General features: G+C 28.1%; 16 protein-coding genes and 1 pseudogene. 1 reads left to right on the forward strand and 16 read right to left on the reverse strand.

Annotated elements, in window-relative coordinates; genetic code table 11:
* Positions 1–17: 17 nt before the first annotated feature.
* The gene (locus AXY43_RS11300; RefSeq protein WP_017211248.1) at positions 18–971 is read left to right on the forward strand and encodes a methyl-accepting chemotaxis protein; all 954 of its coding nucleotides are present in this window, start codon (positions 18–20) and stop codon (positions 969–971) included.
* Between the two features lie 89 nt (positions 972–1,060).
* On the opposite strand, the gene AXY43_RS11305 is transcribed toward AXY43_RS11300, so the two are convergent.
* From AXY43_RS11305 to AXY43_RS11380, 16 genes and pseudogenes are all read right to left on the reverse strand, one after another.
* On the reverse strand, positions 1,061–1,939 hold the full coding sequence (locus AXY43_RS11305; protein ID WP_105411550.1) for an aldose 1-epimerase family protein: 879 nt from the start codon (positions 1,937–1,939) through the stop codon (positions 1,061–1,063).
* Positions 1,940–2,120: 181 nt separating this feature from the next.
* Positions 2,121–2,809 (reverse strand): annotated as a pseudogene (locus AXY43_RS11310) (metallophosphoesterase).
* A gap of 26 nt (positions 2,810–2,835) precedes the next feature.
* Positions 2,836–3,096 (reverse strand): EscU/YscU/HrcU family type III secretion system export apparatus switch protein, encoded by a 261-nt coding sequence (locus AXY43_RS11315; RefSeq protein WP_012060762.1) that lies wholly within the window; start codon positions 3,094–3,096, stop codon positions 2,836–2,838.
* 141 nt (positions 3,097–3,237) lie between these two features.
* Positions 3,238–5,121, reverse strand: coding sequence for a flagellar hook-length control protein FliK (locus AXY43_RS11320; RefSeq protein WP_023973946.1), 1,884 nt, complete (start codon positions 5,119–5,121; stop codon positions 3,238–3,240).
* A gap of 281 nt (positions 5,122–5,402) precedes the next feature.
* Complete coding sequence (gene buk, locus AXY43_RS11325; RefSeq protein WP_012060764.1) at positions 5,403–6,473, reverse strand: butyrate kinase; 1,071 nt, start codon at positions 6,471–6,473, stop codon at positions 5,403–5,405.
* Between the two features lie 433 nt (positions 6,474–6,906).
* Entirely contained in the window at positions 6,907–7,134 is a 228-nt protein-coding gene (gene tlp, locus AXY43_RS11330) for a small acid-soluble spore protein Tlp (RefSeq protein ID WP_023973947.1), read from the reverse strand.
* 321 nt (positions 7,135–7,455) lie between these two features.
* A complete protein-coding gene (tyrS, locus tag AXY43_RS11335; RefSeq protein ID WP_105411551.1) occupies positions 7,456–8,676 on the reverse strand; it encodes a tyrosine--tRNA ligase in 1,221 nt (406 codons plus the stop codon).
* A gap of 297 nt (positions 8,677–8,973) precedes the next feature.
* The gene (locus tag AXY43_RS11340; protein ID WP_023973949.1) at positions 8,974–10,122 is read right to left on the reverse strand and encodes an AlbA family DNA-binding domain-containing protein; all 1,149 of its coding nucleotides are present in this window, start codon (positions 10,120–10,122) and stop codon (positions 8,974–8,976) included.
* A gap of 206 nt (positions 10,123–10,328) precedes the next feature.
* Entirely contained in the window at positions 10,329–11,411 is a 1,083-nt protein-coding gene (locus AXY43_RS11345; RefSeq protein WP_023973950.1) for a sensor domain-containing diguanylate cyclase, read from the reverse strand.
* A 630-nt stretch (positions 11,412–12,041) separates the two neighbouring features.
* Entirely contained in the window at positions 12,042–12,917 is an 876-nt protein-coding gene (gene galU / locus AXY43_RS11350) for a UTP--glucose-1-phosphate uridylyltransferase GalU (RefSeq protein WP_012060773.1), read from the reverse strand.
* Between the two features lie 183 nt (positions 12,918–13,100).
* Complete coding sequence (locus AXY43_RS11355; protein ID WP_017211257.1) at positions 13,101–14,189, reverse strand: Gfo/Idh/MocA family protein; 1,089 nt, start codon at positions 14,187–14,189, stop codon at positions 13,101–13,103.
* A gap of 187 nt (positions 14,190–14,376) precedes the next feature.
* On the reverse strand, positions 14,377–14,982 hold the full coding sequence (locus AXY43_RS11360; RefSeq protein ID WP_017211258.1) for a sugar transferase: 606 nt from the start codon (positions 14,980–14,982) through the stop codon (positions 14,377–14,379).
* A 110-nt stretch (positions 14,983–15,092) separates the two neighbouring features.
* Positions 15,093–16,310: a glycosyltransferase family 4 protein gene (locus tag AXY43_RS11365; RefSeq protein ID WP_017211259.1), complete on the reverse strand. Its 1,218-nt coding sequence runs from the start codon at positions 16,308–16,310 to the stop codon at positions 15,093–15,095.
* A gap of 448 nt (positions 16,311–16,758) precedes the next feature.
* Positions 16,759–18,468, reverse strand: coding sequence for a cell wall-binding protein (locus AXY43_RS11370; protein WP_077868700.1), 1,710 nt, complete (start codon positions 18,466–18,468; stop codon positions 16,759–16,761).
* Between the two features lie 157 nt (positions 18,469–18,625).
* The gene (locus AXY43_RS11375; RefSeq protein ID WP_242986116.1) at positions 18,626–19,660 is read right to left on the reverse strand and encodes an N-acetylmuramoyl-L-alanine amidase family protein; all 1,035 of its coding nucleotides are present in this window, start codon (positions 19,658–19,660) and stop codon (positions 18,626–18,628) included.
* A gap of 229 nt (positions 19,661–19,889) precedes the next feature.
* A complete protein-coding gene (locus AXY43_RS11380; protein WP_105411553.1) occupies positions 19,890–21,284 on the reverse strand; it encodes a sensor histidine kinase in 1,395 nt (464 codons plus the stop codon).
* Positions 21,285–21,288 lie beyond the last annotated feature (4 nt).

Genomic DNA, 21,288 nt, shown 5'->3' on the forward strand with positions numbered 1-21,288 from the left:
TCAAGGGGGAATATAACATGGGATTTTTTAACAAAAACAATAATAAAAATACTACTATGACAGAAACTATTGTATCAAATGTTTCTAACAGTGGGGAAAACAATACTAACGCTAGTCAGAAAAATTTAACTAACATCAATGATTTAAGAGAAAAAGCTGTTTTAATTGATAGTTCTATAAAAAACGCTTCGTCTACTGCATCAGAATTAGTATCTTCTGCTGAAGCTCAAAGCAGAGAAATAAGTAATGTTAAGAATATCTTATCAGGTTTTCGTGCTAATATGGAAGACTTAGCAATTAACATTACTAATGTTCACATTAAAGTGTTGGATACTGATAAATTGGCTGATACAGGATTAAATACAATAGGAAATTTAGATACATCTCTAAATGAGCTTGAAGACGCTTTCACAATATCAACTTCAACAGTAAATGCTTTAGTATCAAAACTTGAATCTGTAAACAGTATAACTGATTCTATAAGCCAAATCGCAAGCCAAACGAATCTTCTATCATTAAACGCAGCTATAGAGGCTGCAAGAGCTGGTGAAGCTGGTAAAGGCTTTTCTGTTGTCGCAGGTGAAGTTAGAAAACTTGCAGAAAACTCAAAACTTGCTGTTCAAAGTATAACTAGTATACTTGAAGAAATTAAAATAGACATATTAAAAGCTTCTAATGCAATGAATTCTGGTAATTCAGCATTAACAACTCAACATAACTCACTACAAGAAGCTAAAACTAGTTTTTCCGATATTAAAACTTCTATAGAAGATGCCACTGAAGAAATTAGCACTTGCATAGAAAATTTGACTACTGCTTCTGAGGCAAAAGATACTGTTATTAATTCAATTGATAACGTAAGCGTTCTTTTCAAAGAACATGAATCTTTATCAAAAGAAATTATTACAGATCTTAATAGCCAAGAAGATGCTATTAAAAAGATGAGTAATTCAATAGAACATTTATCATAGATTTTAAAATCTATTTATTAATAAACAATAGAAAGCTATCTAATATTTTCAATTAGATAGCTTTTATTATTTCAATTATGCTATAATTTTTACTCTTCAATAGAAATTATATAGCTACAGCTAAATTCTTTTCCTTCTTCTAGGAACATTATTCCTTCTTTATCCTTAAAGTCTCCATTAAAATCGCCATAGTCAGCATGACCAAACCAAGGTTCTATACATACAAATGGAGCGCCATCAGCTGGAGCCCATATTCCCATGTAAGGAAATCCATCACACTCCACACTTAAAGACTTATTATGATTCTTTGATTTTATTGTAATTTTATTTGATTTTAAATCATCAAATACTAATGCGTCATCTTTAAATATATCTTTTTTAAGTTCAATAATATCACTATTAGTTAAATAATCTTTTTTCTCATGAGTAAAATATGTATTCCTATCAAAACACATAATTGAGCTATCCTCTCTCTCATTAAACTTAAGATAATAATCCTCTAATATCTCTGTTTTTTCAATTGGACACATAAATGCTGGATGAGCTCCAATTGAAAAATAGATTTTTTTATCATCCAAGTTGATAACTTTATAACTTACCTTTACACTATTTTCTTTAATATCATAAGTAACCTGCAAAGAAAACTTATATGGATATACTTCAAGACTTTTATCCGAGAACTTTAACTCAAAAGTAATAGATTCATTGCTTTGACTTAGCAAGGTAAATTGAGAAATTCTTGCTAATCCATGAGATGGTAATTCATATTCCTTTCCATCAACTCTATACTTAGAATCCTTTAGCTTGCCTATTATAGGAAATAAATGTGGTGCGTGGTATTTCCAATATTCCGGATTCCCATTCCAAAGATATTCAGTACCTTCCTTCTTACCTGTTATAGAGTGTAGTTCGCCTCCATGTTCACTAGCAGTAATTTTAATTTTTTCATTTTCTAAGGAATAAATCATAAAACGTCACTCCAAATCTTATTATAATTATGTAAAGAAATATAACCTACTTATTCCAGTTGTATTTATAATAATATATAAATACAATTACCTACTTGCTTATTATTCAGATTAATTTTAAACTCCAACAAATTTTCTATTTATATTTGTTGAATTAAATTTCATTCTATATTTATCTGCATCATAATATCTTTTTAGGATCAAAATTCAAATAATCTGCTGATGTTAATATATATTCTACTCCATCTAAATATCCATTCAATACTTTTCCAAGTAGTACTGGACCATGCAAATGTCCATATATAACTTTTTCTACACTGTATTCTTTAATCATTCGTGTAAATTCAGATTCCTCAAATTTATCATTTGTAGGAGGGTAATGAAGCATAACAATTATCTTTTCAAATCCACTATTTTTCGCAGCATCTAACGAAAGTTTCAACCTTATTTGTTCTCTGGTATATATTTTTTCATCTTTGCTAGTATATTTATCCCCTCCTGGGCACATCCATCCTCTAGTCCCACATATAGCATAATCTTCATAAGTATAAAAATTATTTTGGAGAAACTTAGTATTTTCATACATCTTATTTAATTTCGATATGCTCCCCCACCAATAATCATGGTTTCCTTTGCTTATAATCTTTTTACCTGGTAATTCATTTATCCAGTCCAAATCATATTTACTATCATTCTCTTTTAAAGACCAAGATATATTCCAGCTATAAGCACCATATCTTTTTCAGTTATTTTTTTAAGCCAATTTTCTTTTATTTTATCAGAATGCGCTTTCCACTTATCTCCAAAAATGTCCATTGGCTTTTCAACATTAAAACCTAAGTGTAAATCTGAAATAGTATAAAGTGCCATTTTCTCACCTTCCGTGTTTCTTCTGTCTATAATCTCTTCTTATCCAAATCAGTAAGAAAAGCAATTACATGAGCTACTGCTTCATATAATTCCGTAGGAATTTCATCTCCAACATCTACATTACACAATAAATCAGTTAGCTCTTTATTGTATACTATTGGTACTTCGTTTTGCGTTGCTTTTTCTATTATTTTATCTGCAATATGCCCCATCCCAGCTGCTGTAACTACTGGTGCATCGCTATTAAATTCATACTTTAATGCTGCGGCTTTCTTCCTCTGATTCATACTCCTGTACACTCCTAACCAATATTTTCAATAGTGCCAAAATGTACAATTAAAGCTAAAATTCCTTACGATCTAAAAGCATTATAATTAAGACTCCTTTATTGCACATTAACTGCGTATTTTAAATGAATACACTAATTATTATACCTTAATATCGATAGCAGAAATAGTTAAATCGTTAAAGAAATTTCTACAACTTACTAAGTCCACAGGCTTTTCTTTCATGGATACACTTATATTAACAAACAACCCAAGTGTTGATAACCCATCTGCTAATTTAGATTTATTATTGTTTAAAATAGATGCAAAATGACTTTCACATTTTAAATTTACATCAATTCTGTTATCTCTTAATGTCAAATATCCATCGACCTCTCCTAAATTAGCTGTTTTAACACTAACAACCATTTTAGCATTAGTCTTATCTATTTTTTTACCATCTTTTCTATTATCCTTTATTATTAGTTTACATGGATATTCTTGGCTATTTGCATTTATAGGAATATTTAAATAATAATACTCATTGCTTACGGAATTGAATACCTTAATATCATTTATATTATTTTTTATTAAATCCATTATTTTTTCATATCCTGCATCCTTTAAATCCACATGTGCTATTAAGTTCTTAACTATATCCCTTACTCCATCTATCTTGAATTTCATATCAGCTTTTATAGCTTCTTTGCTATCTAAATTACTTCTTAATAGTAAATCCTCATTTTTTAGATCAGCAAAGTTTTCCTTAAATGATGTTGACAATTCCTTAGGCTGTATATTTCCACCTTTATCATTAGATACTGTTTCTTCATAGTGATCTTTTCCTTCAATTCTATTATTCAATAATTTATTGAATTCTTTATATTCACTATCAGTAAGTTTAACTTCCCTGCCTTCAATATTACTTAATAATATTTCTAATTTATTTTTATTTGATGATTCTATAAGACTTTGTGCTTGTGTCTTGGGTTCACTATCAGTTGTGATACTATTACCCATTGTTTCCTTTATTAGCTCAACTATTTCTTTATTATTTAATTTTTCAACTAACGAAGGTGAAAGATTTACTTTTTGAGTATTTAAGTTATTTTTCTCATTATCAGCAAACTTTTGAGCTATATTTAATTCACTATCTTCACTTCCTGCTAATGTTTTTAATACATCCAGAACATTTATTTTCCTATTTGAAGGATCATTCTCATTATACAACTTCGATGCTATTGCTTTAGTTGTATCTGTAGTATTCTTCATCAAGTCAATTTCTCTATCTATTGTTTTATTTTTAACTACAGTCTCAAGGTTATTATTTGGTGATTCTATAAAATTTAATGACTCATTCATCTTTTTTAATATTTGCTCTATTGATGAATTTCCTTTAAACAACTTGTTAAAACTATCTATACTTTCTTCCGAAAAATCCAAATTATTTTCTATAAATGTAAGTATATCGTCTTGTGACATATTCTTAAATTCATTCAGGAACTTGGTAAGCATCTCTTTAACAGCTTGACCTTCCTCACTATTTCCAGATATATTTTTACTTTGAAGATATGTTTGAATAAATGCATCTATTTCCTTTGGATTTGAACTTATCTTTCCATTAAATTGAATTAATCCTTTAATTAAATTAATATTATCTCTAGTTAGAGGAAGATTACGCTTAACCATCTGTTTTAAAATATCAATATCTTCCTTTGAAAGGCCTTCTTTATCGATTATTTCCTGAAAGCTTTCATCACCAGTTGATTTTTCATCTACAGAATCTTCTACTAGTTTTAATTTTAACTTCCCATTTTCAAATCCGTTTACTTGGAACTTAACTAACTTAAGATCATCCAAATTGATATTTCCCTCAAGCTCAGCAATAAATTGCCATCCATCTGATAACTTGACTGTAATATCTTTTCCATCTCCCTTTGCAACTACTCTTCCTGTAAAGCGTTCCCCTACTTCAAAAGTTAACTTGCTAGAAATTTTTTTTGTATTTATATTATATCCATTATTTATATTCCAAATTCCTGGCATATTATCTTCTCCCCTACTAATTTCATTCGTACTTTCCCGATCACTCTATTATACTTATCGTATGAACATAGCATAAGTTAACTAAAAAATTAAATGTTATTAATTACAATTTAGATATTCAGCATGATTAATCTATTATAATATTATCCGAGTACACACCTATTCGATATAACATTATAGCATTTATACTTGCAAATTTTAAGGTTATAAAAAATAAGGTGAAGCCTCCGTTTTAAAGAACCCTCACCTCTATCATTATCTTATTAAATTCACTTAATAATTTATTTGTATTCTTTAACTTCTTCTTCTCCGTTAAGTACTCTAATTACGCCTTGTGCTAAAGCAAGCATTTCATCTTCACCTGGATAGATCACCATAGGTGCTATAAAGCCTACTCGTTCTCTTATTAGATTAACCATAGGCTTTCCATATGCCATTCCCCCAGTTAAAATTATAGCGTCAACATTACCGTTAAGTACTGTTGCTGCCGCACCTATCTCCTTTGAAACTTGATATCCCATAGCATCATGTACCATCTTAGCCTTTGGATCTCCATCTAGTGCAGCACTTTCTACAACCCTAGCATCGTTTGTGTCAAGATAAGCTACAAATCCACCTTTTCCTGTTATTTTCTTTAAGATTTCTTCCAATGTATACTTTCCGCTAAAACACATTCTAGCCAAATCGCCTGATGGAACTCCACCACTTCTTTCTGGGGAGAAAGCTCCTTCACCATCAAGTGCATTATTAACATCCACTATTTTTCCTTTTTTATGTGCACCTACAGAAACACCGCCACCCATGTGTGCTACGATAACATTTATATCTTCATAATTTTTAGAGTTTTCTCTAGCGTATCTTTTAGCTACTGCCTTTTGATTTAGCGCATGAAAAATACTCTTCCTAGGAAGCTCTGGAACACCTGACAATCTAGCTATTTCTTCCATTTCATCTACTACTACTGGATCTACTATGAATGCAGATTTGCCAATAGATTTAGAAATTTCATTTGCTATTATAGCACCTAGATTAGATGCATGCTCTCCTTTAATACTTTCCTTTAAATCCTTCAACATGTTATCATTTACATTATATGTGCCACTTAGGATTGGTTTTAAAAGCCCCCCCCTACCTACTACTGCATCTAATTCCTTTATATCTATTTTATTATCTTTCAATATCTTCAATATAACTTCTGTTCTAAAGTTTTGTTGATCAGAGATATGTTTAAATTCTCCTATTTCTTCTGAAGAATGTCTTATAGTTTCTCCAAATACTTCCTTTTCATCCTCAAATACAGATATTTTTGTTGACGTAGAACCTGGGTTTATTATTAATAATTTATAGCTCACACTTTTTCCTCCCTTAAGATTTTATTTTCAATATTCCAATATGACCTGTAAAATTAAACTTTATAGTAATTCAAAAATATTAATTGCTACTGCCATTAATGAAAATTTTGTAGAAAATACAAATATGTTGGCGATAATATTATATACTGTATATCGGATTGTTACAAGAAATAATTACTATATAATTTAAACCTTTTCATCACCTTACTATTATAACCTGAAACTATGTAAATTAACAAATACTTTTTTCATATAATTAGGATATTCATTAAGCTTTTAAATAGAAATCACTTGTGACTTATAAATAATTCACAAGTGATTTTTATTTTACACTTAGTAACTTAATATATTTTAATAGGATATACTATATATTAATAATATACTTTATACTTCATTTTTTTGTTAAATGCTATTAAATTTATACGTATTCCTTCTACTTATATCCTCTTTCTTTATCCAATGCCTCATCTCTAATTTCTTCTCTCATGCCTCGAAGCGCTTCTTCTCTTCTATCATTCTTCTCTTTTAATGTTTCTTGCATTTTAGGATCATCAGTTTTTTCTATCATTTCATCTGCAAGTTCGCAATTCAAGATGGTTCTATCAATGTTATATTGAATTCTATCTACATTATCTTTTCTGTTATCTAGTTTGTTTTTCATAATTGTATCTCTCCTTTGTTTAAATATTAGGATTACTTATATTCAAGTAATTTTCATTTTTTATTATTTACAAGATAATAATTTATTATGTACAAACATATGATACCCGTAAAAAATATAAATACTAATCTGACTTGCCGATACATCATAATAAAATATTATTAATATGTTTGTATGTATTATAGATGAGACTGCCATATATATGATTTATACTTATTTGGCAACAATATTTGAAAGCTTTTATTAGTATTCAAAAAAACAAAAAGTTGTTAACTAAAAGTTTTTACACCTTCAATTAACAACATATTTTGTATAATAAAATTATTTAATTTCTATCTTATTATAGTTTTTCTTTCCTCTTTTAATTAATACAGCACCATCTTGGAAGTCTTCTTCAGTTAAGATTCTATTAACGTCCTCAACTTTGACTCCATTAATAGACAAGCCACCTTGCTCAATTAATCTTCTACCTTCTTTTTTAGATGGAATAATTTTAGTACTTGCCATTACCTCTAATATAGGTAAACCAATTTCTTCTTTAGCTATAGTAACAGTTGGAACATTTGACATATCAGCTCCACCAGCAAATAATGCTGTTGCTGCTTCTTCTGCCTTCTTAGCTTCTTCTTCTCCATGAACAAGTTTAGTTATCTCATACGCAAGAACTTTCTTAGCTCCATTTATCTCAGCTCCTTCAAGCGCACCTAATCTCCTCACTTCATCCATTGGTAAGAATGTCAATAATGCCAAGCATTTTTCAACATCTACATCATCTACATTTCTCCAATATTGATAAAAATCATATGGTGAAGTTTTTGCAGGATCTAACCATAATGCTCCTCCAACAGTCTTACCCATTTTTTGTCCTTGACTATTTGTAAGTAAAGTACAAGTCATAGCCATAGCTTCCCCTTGAGCTTTTCTTCTTACAAGTTCAACTCCAGCTATCATATTAGACCATTGATCATCTCCGCCAAGCTGCATTTTACAGTTATATTTTTGATTTAATTCATAAAAATCATATCCTTGCATTAACATATAGTTAAATTCTAAGAATGATAATCCTTTTTCTAATCTTTGTTTAAAGCATTCTGCTGTTAACATTCTGTTTACAGAAAAGTGCACTCCTACTTCTCTTAAGAAATCAACATAATTAAGATTTAAAAGCCAATCAGCATTGTTTGCTAATATTGCCTTACCATCAGAAAAATCTATAAATCTCTCCATTTGTTTCTTAATAGAATCTACATTATGCTGAATATCTTCTTTAGTAAGCATTTTTCTCATATCAGTTTTACCACTTGGATCTCCAACCATGGCAGTTCCACCACCAATTAAAGCTATCGGTCTATGTCCTGCTCTTTGCATATGAGCCATAAACATCATTGCTATAAAATGTCCTACATGTAAGCTATCTGCTGTAGGATCAAAGCCTATATAGAAAGTTATTTTTTCATTCTCCAATAATTTTCTTGTTTCTTCTTCATGTGTAAATTGTTTTATGTATCCTCTCTCTAATAGCTCATCTAATACATTTGCCATTATAGTACCTCCTAAAATTTTCTTATTTGAGTTAATATAAACTAATTGCAGATTACAAGTCCAGATTATAAAAACTATACGTATTTCTCAAAAAATATATTTTAGCTTCATAAATTTATTAAACTTTTCATCACAACTTTTTGTTACATAAGTTTTTAACTTATGCTGCATTTCAGGTTAATAAAGTAATATTATTCTAAATTTCATATTAGAATTACTTATTATAGTATATCCTCAACCTTAAATTTTGGCAATAATTCATATTTTATATACACTTATTTAGATTTAAACTCCATGTCATTTAATTTCAATGCTCGGCAATATCACCTTGAAACTATGTTCTGCTCGTGAATTAATAAATTTAACTCTGCCTTTCCCTTTAAAAGAATTTTTAATAATTGTAAATCCTCTTCCGCTATTTAAAAATCTTCTTTTCTCATCTAAAGAAATTAGTTTTTCATATAACCAAATATTTCTTTTATTATAATTGGTTCTTTGCCCTTTTACATTTTCATCTATGAACTCACCAGGGCTTGAAATAATAATTTTATTCCTATCTATAATTATTTCGATTATTTTATTCAAATCAAAGTATTCTCTATATAGAACTGCATTCTTTATTGCTTCAATTATTGCTTGCATTGGATAATTCTTTGGTAATATATCTTTTATTTTTTCTTCTGCACTATCTATCATAGATAAAAGATTTCCTTGAATTATGTGCAATTCTCCATTGGTTTTTTCTAACTTATTAATGATTTTTATCATATTGTTAGGAATATATATATAATTCTTATCAGAAAATACAAGCAATCCTCCATATGTGCATTTAAGAGGTGCGCCTTCTTTATGTTCAAAGGCTATTCCTGCACTTAACAGTAAAAATCTCTTATTTTCTTCATTAATTTCTATACCCTTTTTGCTGAAATATTTATTAACCAATTCCATATTTAGAATATCAATGCTACTTTTTATAAGAGGGCATGTTTCAATAGTTAAGCTTAGATTTTCCTCAAATAATACAATTAATTCTTGCTTTCTCATTACATCTGTAGTAGAACCTCTCCTTATATAAAAAGCTCCATTATCCCTAACTTGATATGGCTTTTGTCCCCCATCATAAATTGATATTACGCCTATTTTCTTATTTTTAATCTCTACAAAATCAACTTCTATTGGTATTGGAGGCTCACATCTTGTCGTTATTATTTGCTGTATCTGCTCTTCTTTAAACATGTCATTTTCTTGTATGCCTATAATATTCTTGGTTTTATCTTCAACTCCAACAATTATATATCCTCTTCCCCCACTCGAATTAGCTATGGCACATATATCTTTAGTTAATTCTTTCTTACCTGTCTCACAGAAAAGCTCTAGTTTCAATTTAAAATCTAACTTTGTTCCTTCTTCTCTTTTTATCAAAGATAGTAACTTTTTACTATCCATAATATACCCTCCTTATATATTTATTAATAAATACCACAAGTTACAAAATATTTTACCGGATGCTTTAAAGATAATATAAATTTAGCCAATAACTACTTTTTAATTTAATAATAATTTTTTTACTTATCCACTATAAAATATTATTAGCCTAAATAATAAAAAAGCATTCTTATTAATATAAATAAGTTTGCTTTATAATATTATTATTAGATTTTAAATATATTTCCACTCAGAACTCTATTCTTACCACTTTTTTTAGCTTTATATAATAAATCATCAGCCTTACTTATAAGTTCATTTAAGTCTGTACCATTTAAAGGGAAAAATGAAATTCCAAAACTTGCTGTTATAGACTCATCTCTACCGTTACAATTTATTTTACTACCTTCAATTGTACGTCGTATAGCTTCAATTTTGGTATACACATTATCCTCACTAGTAAAATCTGAAATATATAGAATAAATTCTTCCCCTCCATATCTGGCGAAGATATCATTTTTATCTATTCCACACTTAACAATATTAGCTGTGTTAATCAAAATCTTATCACCAAATTGATGACCATATGTATCATTTACCTTCTTAAAATCATCTATATCTATCATTACTATGGCAAATTTATCGTTTAATTTTCTATTATCATTCTTTTCTAAGAATTCAAAAAAGTATTTCCTATTATATATTCCAAGTAGAGGGTCTCTTTGATTTATTTTTTCTAATTCTTTATATAGCAAAGAATTTTCTATTGCAATCGCAATCTGGTTTGCAATTGATCTAAGGAAAAGTTTAAGCTCTATGTTCATAAATTTATAGAGATTATGTTCTACTACTATATATCCAATAAATTTTTCTCTCAGCTTTATTGGCGATCCCATAATTGAATGTATGTCTATTTTATGTTCTCCAGTCTGCTTCAAAGGCTTTCTGGAATTAACTAAGAATTCCTCTCCATTGTTTATATGAACAAACTCCTTAGAAGTTAGATTTATATTCATATTCTCAATATTGCTTGCCTTAACTATTAACTCACCATTTTCTATCATAAATATGGTTGAATATGTAACTCCTAGTATTCCAAGAATCATGTCATTAATTAGAGATATTAAATTATCACTGCTAAAAAATGTATTTATATATTTACTTACTTCTATTATATTAGATAAAGAATCTATGCTCTTTTCTAGTCTTACGTTTTTCTCATTTAGTTCTTGTATATGTTGTTCTGAAAACTTCTGATATGTTTCATATTCTATCTTTAGCGATTTATACAGCTTCTCATAATCCTGCATTTGTCCCACCATCCTCTAATCATACGAACTCCATGATTATATAACAACTTAAATTTACCATTATTTTATACTTAATACAATTATACTACAAGTAATAAAATAATTGAATACAATTACTTCAAGCTGTTTGTAAATTTTACTATATCTTTAAATTGCATATGCCAGCATGTACACGCCATAAAAAATCATAATAAGGTTAATTATAATTAGTTTTTTATAACGATTTTTACTATATTCTTCATCTCTCTTCAATTACTAGGAAAATTTTCATGAATTGCATCTTTCAATTTAGGATAAACTAATATTACAAAATTAATTTTACAAGGAGACAAAATAATGAGATTTATACAATGGCTTTTAGGTGTATTTATATTTTTATTGATATGTACACTATTTATACAATTTGGTAATTCGGTATTAAATATTGTATTACTTATTTCACTAATTATATTTGGTATAAGATTCTTAATTCAAAAGTATACCAATCGTTATTAGTTTCTAAAAGTTTAATTTCTGATATTAGATTTTCATATACATATCAAAACTACTATCGTTATGTATATTTTATAAATTAATAAATCCTAAAATATACTTTAGGATTTATTAATTTAATTACTCTTAATTTATTTTCTAATAATTATTTTCCCATGGCTTAGAACTTAAATAATCTATAAATTCATCTCTTAATTCATCTTTCTTTAAGGCAAATTCTATTGTTGCTTGCAAGAACCCAAGTTTATCTCCAACGTCATATCTTTTACCTTCAAAGTTATATGCATACATGGCCTCAGTTCCAATTAAAGTTTTTAGCGCGTCTGTTAATTGAATCTCTCCACCTTTTCCTGGCTTAGTATTTTCTAATATATTAAATATTTCTGGTGTTATAATATATCTTCCAAGTATAGCAACATTACTTGGTGCTTCTTCGGTATTAGGCTTTTCAACTAAATCTTTTACCTTATAAACTCTATCTTCAACATGTATTCCATCTACTATACCGTACTTGGAAACATTTTCTTTAGCTACTGTTTGAACTCCTAGGATAGTAGTTTTATATTCGCTATAACAGTCTATTAATTGTTTTAAGCATGGTTTTTCGCTATCAACAATATCATCACCTAGTAAAACAGCAAATGGTTCATTTCCAACAAAAGTTTTTGCACAATGAATTGCATGACCTAATCCTCTTGGTTCTTTTTGTCTTATATAATGTATATCAACCATATCAGATATATCTCTTACTAATTCAAGTAATTCTGATTTTCCAGACTTCTCTAATTCTAATTCTAATTCTACTGATTTATCAAAATGATCTTCTATAGATTTTTTGTTTCTACCTGTAATGATTAAGATTTCTTCAATTCCAGAAGCGATTGCTTCTTCAACTATGTATTGAATTGTTGGTTTATCAACTACTGGAAGCATCTCCTTTGGTTGCGCCTTAGTTGCAGGTAAAAATCTTGTTCCAAGACCTGCGGCTGGTATAATAGCTTTTTTTACTTTCACAATATATCATCCTCTCATCTTATTATTGGTAATTTAAATATATTAAGCCATAATAAACAATTCTAATTAATTTTGCCCAACACATTTTTTAAGTATTCCTATTTTATATATACTTTTTACATATTTATGAAATAATAGTTTAAATGTATTCAACAACTTAATACATTTAAACTAAAATCTTTGCTAATTCTCTTTCATATCTAATGTTTTAAAATCTGTTAATGGAAATTTTACTGGCATTCCTGTTTTTCTTGATTTATATGCTGCAAGTATTATAGACATTGCCTTCTTACCTTCTTCTCCCGATACTAGCGGATCTCTATTATCATTTATAGAATCTATTACATCCTTAAATAACGGTGTGTGTCCTTCTCCATATACATTATCTATTTTAACATTTACAGACTTCTTAACCGCTTCTTCATCTTCGCCTTCAAATCTCCATGTTTCAAGCTCATTAACTGCAAGACCACCAATTGATACTGCTCCTGTTTCGCCAAATATACTTAATGTTTCTTCTAGATTTTTAGGATAAACACAAGCTGATCCCTCAACTATTCCAATAGCACCATTTTTGAATCTTATTATTACAGCACCAAAATCTTCAGCTTCAATATCTCTTAGATAAGTATCACATTCGGCATAAACTCTTTCGATTTCTCCACCCATCATCCATTGAAGTAAATCTATATTATGTATACACTGGTTCATAAGTGTACCACCATCTAATGCCCAAGTTCCTCTCCAAGGTGCTTGTTCATAATATCCCATATTCCTATTCCAAAGTATTCTAGCTGTACCATTAACTAATTTTCCAAACTTTTTGTCTTCTATAGCTTCTCTTAATTTCTGTATAGGCTTATTAAACCTATTTTGATGACAAACTCCAAGCTTAACATCGTTTTCTTTAGCCACCTTAATCATTTCATTAGCATCTTCAATAGACATAGCCATTGGCTTTTCTACTAATGCACTAGCTCCTTTTTTCATGCTATGAATAGCAATTTCAGCATGATAGCCACTTTCTGTCGCTATTGTAACCACATCTATATCTTCTTTTTCTAACATTTCTTTATAATCTGTATATACATGCACAGAATCTTCAGCTGCTCCAGTTTTTTCTATGTATTCAGATTTCTTTGCTTCCGCTTTTTCTAAAACCACATCACAAGTCGCTACAAGTTCCGCTTCTTCTACATTTTTAGCTAATGCTTCAACATGCTTATATGAGATTCTTCCGCAACCAATAATAGCAAATTTTAATTTTTTCATATTAATCTACCTCTCTCAAATTAAATACTTTTAATCAAATTCAATAGTTCATAATTTCCTTTAAAGTTAGTTTTACTAATGCATTTAGAACAATATTTTAAATACATACGCTAAAATCACAAGTTAAGAGACTAATTTTAAATAATAGTATTTTAACTTCATTAGCTATCGAAACAATTTTCTTTGATTAAAGGCATTTCACTATTGTTTTAAGTATTATATAAATATCTAAAAATATATTATTTTTATTTATATATTCTAGATTTAATGCAAGTTTATCTGGCATAATTGTGTTTATGTAAAAATCATCAGGATTTTCGGCTTCTCCAAGTAAATCATTTTCATCTCTATATCTAATTGATGCTAAATCTGTTATCCCTGGTTTAACTTCTAGAACCCTTCTCTGTTCCTCATTATACATCTTTACATATCTAGGAACTTCTGGTCTCGGCCCCACTAGGCTCATGTCCCCTTTAAATACATTTATTAATTGTGGAAGTTCATCAAGTTTATATTTTCTTAAAAAAGCACCTATTTTAGTAATTCTGCTATCATTTCCTACAGTAATTTGTCTTCCTAACTTTTCTGCATCCACAACCATAGTCCTAAACTTCAAAATCTCAAATTCTTCATTTTTTTCACCAATTCTTATTTGTTTAAAAAATACAGGTCCATCAGAATCTGTTTTTATTCTAATGGCAATAACTATCAAAATCGGACTTAAAACTATAAGTCCTAAAGTAGAACATATCAAATCAAATATTCTTTTAACTACTTTATTGAATGTATTCATCTATTTACTCCTAATTCATTTATTTCAGAACATATAATATTATATTAACTATTTTACAACTTTTTAGTCAATTCAGCTCATATTATTGAATTTCTTCATAAATTTTTAAGTTATTTTAGTGCATCTAAAAATTTCTCTGCAAGCCCGCGATAAGTATGATTTTCCAACACATAATCCTTACCATTTTGGCCCAAGTTATTTTTTTCATCTTCGCTTAAGTTTCTAATATCCATAACTGCTTTCACAACAGCATCTGGATCTTCTGCTGGTACCGTAATACCACAATTTGAATCCTTCACTGGATCATTCGAAGCCTCAACTGCATATATTACTGGTCTTGCTGCCATCATATAGTCAAATAATTTATTTGGACTTACGCCATAATTAAATAAATTTTGCTTTTTTAGTCCTATATAACATATGTCTAATAATCTTAGTACATTATCCATATTATCTTTAAGTACAGGATCTAGAAATTCAACATTCGTTACATTACTAGTTTTAGCATATTGTATTAATTCATTTTTCACGTTTCCATTTCCAACTAATACATACTTTATTTTTTCATCTGTAGTTTTCTTTGCAGCATCAATCATCGTATCTAATACATTAGCTGGCGAGTGATTTCCTGTATATCCAACTAAGAAATAACCTTCATCTTTTAGTTCTTGTAATCTTTCAATAGTTTTTTCCATAGGAGCATTTTTTTTCTCTCCAACAATTATTCCATTTGGAACATGAACATAATTATCCGCACTAAATCCCCTATCTTTCATATGCCTATCTGCATTAGGTAAAATTGAAATAATTTTATCACAATTTTTAAAAGCAAAATCCTCTGCTCTTTGAAGCATAACTATAGCTGGATTATTCTTAGAATACCCTCCTATTTCCATTGGCGTTAAAGGCCATAAGTCATGTATCTCAAAAAACAGTTTAGCATTACTCCTCTTTGCAATCCTATGAGCTGGATATATATCTAAAGGATAAGTCGAAGATGCTATTACTGCATCTGGTCTATATTTATCGGCAAGTTTCTTATAATTCATTCTCAATTTGAACATGAATGTTGATATATTTTTAATTCTTCCAACTCCATTTCCCTGATATTCTGGAGTTTTAACCCATACATATGTAATTCCATCTATAATTTCTTCTTCGAAATCCTCTTTTATTTGTGGGTTTTTCTTTCGTAAATGTGAAAAATCAGCACCAAGTATGATTACTTTATGTCCCATATCAACCCATTCTCGCCCCATATAATAAGGTCTAAATTCCATTCCATGATAATCAGACCCTGCGTAATGATTTATAAGTAAGATATTCATCTTAATTGCTCCTTTTTTGCATTATAATGTTAATTAACGCTATAGATTATAACATAAGTGAAGCTCAAAATCTATGATTTTGCTAACTGAACTTATCCAGCGAGTGCATGCGAGTCGGATTTCCTTTAAAAAAAGAACTTTAAATCTACCCCCTAACATTATATTAATACCTTCTACTTCATTATCCAACTATGATTTTGCTAGTCTAACTTATCTATAAAATGAAAATTATCAACTTTTCTATAAATTTCTCTCAATTAAAAATCCTCATCTTTACTTTTAATTTTATTTTCAAACTATCATTTTATAAGACTTAATTACTTGACTATATAGCTTATAAATATTTCTCTTAAACCTAAAATCGCACTAATAATTCTTTTTTACTTCACAGAATATAAACTAGCATCTATAATGTTCCATTCATTACAGATGCTAGTTTTATGATAATCTATTTATTAATATTGCTTTCATTTATATTATTAGCACCAATACTACTTGTAGCACTACTATCAACACTTCTTGTATTATTACTATTGTTCTCTTTGTTCGTTTTTTCTTTGCTTCCAGCATAATCATAATCTAGTTCTGAGTCTGGATTAAGCAATAATCCATCATGTCCTAATTTATACTCTTTCCCATTTTTCCCAAGAACAATTGCATCCTTTTGCATAGTTCCATCTTTGTAAAAATAATACCACCCCTTTTCAGTCTTCAACCACCCTATAGCTTTTTCATCATTTTTATAATAATACCAGTCACCATTTCCTTTTCTCCATGATGAATCAGATTCTCTATAATCCTTTTCTTGAGTGGTCTTAATATTAGATTCATTATCTTTTGAAGTATTCTCTTTTGAAATCTCCTCTTTTGGTATAATATCTTTTGGCATTTGCTCAGGCTGTTTGACTTCTTCAGTATTTAATTTAGACTTATTATTAGAATCATCATATTCATTAATATTTTTATAAGTATTTTTCAATGTTAATTTATCATTATCACTTCTTAACTTGTTGGTGTTATCTTGAAAATATTGTGATAAATCATAGACTACATATCTATTTTTTATTTTTTTATTTTCTTTATCATGATATTCTTCCTTAACTAATACATTTTCTGAATCAACCATACGGATACTGATTTTACTATCATCACCATATAATTTAGGAATTTCAATAAGCATATCAAATCCATTTTTCTCAAGCTTAGCTAAATAAATTTTATTAACACTTTTCTCATCATCTTTTTTAATTAGTATATAATCCTTGTAAAAATCATCATAACCATATAGGCTTATATTGTCTAATCTCTCTGCAACTTTATTAACTATATCATATTGGTTAATGTTAATGCTATCTTGATATTTATCATTGCAATCCAAACCTATATATGCCTGTCCCTCAAAACAATATACATAGCTATTTTTAAATTTTTCTTCCTGGCTTACTAGATTTTTATTAAGAACTTTTATATCATCATATTTTTCTATAGTAAAATTACCTTCATTAATCTGTATTTGTTTTACTACATTATTTTGACACATTGCATAGAAGTCTTTTGATATATCATCATAAAATATGCCACTTATAACATCTTCACTATTGCTGTTACATTCAAACTCGTATTTATCATTGCTATTAATGTTATATAATATGTACTTTTTATTTTGCTCCTTATCTTCGGAACGTAAATAATAGTCACTATTTCCAGAAACAGAATACCATCTTGACTGAAATACATTATCTTCATCAGAAAGTAGTTTATATTCCTTTCCAGACTGCCAATTAAAATAACCATTCCTTCCAAAAATTTTATCACCATAAATATTTAATTCTCCATTTAAATAATTATCTGGCAGCTTTACTCCACATTCTTTACTACTTCCATCTTTATTTAAAATAAAGATATTATTATCATATAATTTTTTATTAATATAATCATATTTTATTAAGTATACACTTCCATTATTGTAGCCCAATGGAATCTCCTCATAATCATCATTAATATTATTTTCTATCTCTATGATACTCTTTATATTATTAATACTTACATCTGTATTTAATACTTCAATCTCCTCATGGCCTTTCTTTATGTACTCACCATAATACATGCAAGAAAATATAACTGCTAATAAAGCTATAAAACTAATTATCTTTTTCATCTTTCCCCTCCCAGCACAATACACATATAAATAAAATAGTAATATAAAATAAATCAGAGCAGCCTTATAATTACTTTCTAAGCTAATTCAATAGAAATAATTATAAGGCAAACTTATTACATAATTGTTAAATCAAAATTTAATTGTAATACAGATATTATTTAATCCAACCACCATCTGTACCTAAAACATATTTACTATCGTGGTCTATTATAGTTGTATTTTTTTGCATTACACCATCTTTATTGCAATAATACCACTTACCATTATCTTGAATCCATCCTTTCTCTTTATCCCCCTCTGAATTCATATGATACCAATTTCCATCTACTTGTTTCCACTCATACTTATCATCATCAAATGTAATGTCTGGTGTACTTTTATTAGTTAATGCTCCATCTGCATTTAATATACAATCATTACCTTTCTCACTTTTAACTGTTATACTTTTTTGCATTTTTCCATCATGATCAAAATGGTAGTATAATCCATTATCTAGTTGCCAGCTGTCAACTATTTTAATTCCTTGGTCCCCAAAATAATAATACCAATCATTACCTATCTTTTTCCACTGTTTATGACTCTCTTTATAAGCTTCAGAGCTATCGTAAGTAACTTCTTCTCCATTAACAAGATCATATCCATGCTCACCTACAACTACGCCCTTTTCATTGAGCTTTACTTCTTTGCCAGTAAGATCTTTAACTGTTGTACTTTTTTGCATTTCACCTTTTTCATTATAATAATATATTTTACCATCTACATCACGAACCCATCCTGTTTCTTTATCTGAATCATTACAGTAGTAAATTTTCCCATACTTAATTTTAATATGTGCTCCATATTTATTTAATTCTTCCTTCGACTTATCAGTTACATTGTCGCTAACTTGAGTTCCATCTTCATCAAGCGCTATTCCATTTTCATCAAATTTGAAACTTTTGTCATTTATCTTTAAAGTTGTATTTTTTTGCATTTCGCCATTCTCATTAAAATAGTACCATTTCCCACTAATATTAATCCAACCTGTTTCTTTTTGACCTAATCCATTATAAAAGTATATCTTACCATTCTCTGTAATCATTCCTGTTTGAGTTTTCACTTCTGCATTTGCTGATGTCATCCCCACTGCTAAAATACTTCCACAAACTAAAACTGCTGCAATTAGTTGATTTAATACTTTTTTCTTCATTAATTTATTCCTCCTCAGATAATAAATATTTAATTTGTACACTTGGTACATCACCTATAATAAACCCATTTCATATACTTTCAATGCTTTTTACATTTTTGTAATTTTCTTGTAGTATTTTATTAATAGTTATTACTTATTTAACACTTCTGTAACATTTTTGTAATACTTTGAAATGATTTTTATATACCTAAAAGGATGCTATAGATATCTAAGTTAAGAATTAGATTTATAGCCGGAATAAATAGAAAAATATTTCATCTTTTTTTATTTCATATTTTAAAGAAAACATATTCTTTTGAGCTAATTCATTGCATAAATATAGTCCTAATCCAGAACTTGAAATACTTTCTTCTATATTTCCATCAAATTCATTATATTTAATAAAAGGTTCCAATAGATTTTTAGAAATATTCTCAGGTATTAAAGAAATTTTATTTTTTATTTCAAATATAAAATCATCTTTATTTTTGTCAGGTTTACTAAGAGAAATATATATTTCTTTGCCTTTTGAATATTTCAATGCATTATCAATTAAATTTAAAATTATATGCTCAATATCTTCTTTTACAGTTAATACAGCAATTTCATCTATATCAATAATAAACTCTTTATTTAATCGTCTACACCTATCAATTAATCTATCACATATTTCTGCAATTAATATGTTAAGTTTAACCTCTTGCTTTACATCCTTTTTTCTAACACCACATCGTGAAATTTCAAGAAGCTTTTGTATAAGTTCTTTTAATTTTCCACATTCCATCATTATTCTATTAACAGCTCTTTTTTTGAATTCTTCATCCATACTATTTAAATCTTCTTCTTTTAATATTTGAACATATCCGTATATTGAAGTAACTGGAGTCTTAAGCTCATGCGTTGCATTATTAAAAAATTCTTTCGATATATTTTCTAATTTTTTCTTTTCTTCAATCATTTCGTTAAAGGACTTAGTAACTTGTCCAATTTCATCCTTAGATTTTACTGAAATTCTATCAACTTCTTTTCCTTCTCCATATTTTTTCATTTGTACACTAAGCTTTTTTAACGGGCTTATTATTTTATTTATAAAATAATTTAATGCTCCTATTATTACTATTAGAAGAACAATTTGAGCTCCTATAATATTGGTCATTATATTTTTAATACTATCATAATAATCATTATAACTTTTTTGTATAACTAAACTTGAATCATATTTTCCATTAAGATATATAGGGTAAACATATGTACAAACCAATCCATTTTTAACATTAAATATTATTACCGAGCTTTTTCCTTTTGAATTTTCTAATACATTATTAATACTATTTTCAAATAAGATACTACCTTTATAATCTATTGGGTTATTATTATAATCATACAGTCCCACATAGCAATCATAATTGTTATTAACTTCATACACAGTTTTATTTTTTACTTTAAGATCATCTTCAATAACCATAGCACTATATTTTAAAGTGCTTGTACTGAACTTTCTAATATTCTCCATATCATCTTTAATATTATTCTTTATATTTGCATAATAAGTATTATATATGAAAATACTTAACCCAAAATTAAATATAATAAGAGCAAATACAATTCCTATCATTATTTTTCCTTTTAGTGTTTTCAGCATATTC

The sequence above is a fragment of the Clostridium sp. MF28 genome (assembly GCF_002969175.1).
In the GTDB taxonomy this organism is placed as follows: Bacteria; Bacillota; Clostridia; order Clostridiales; family Clostridiaceae; genus Clostridium; species Clostridium beijerinckii.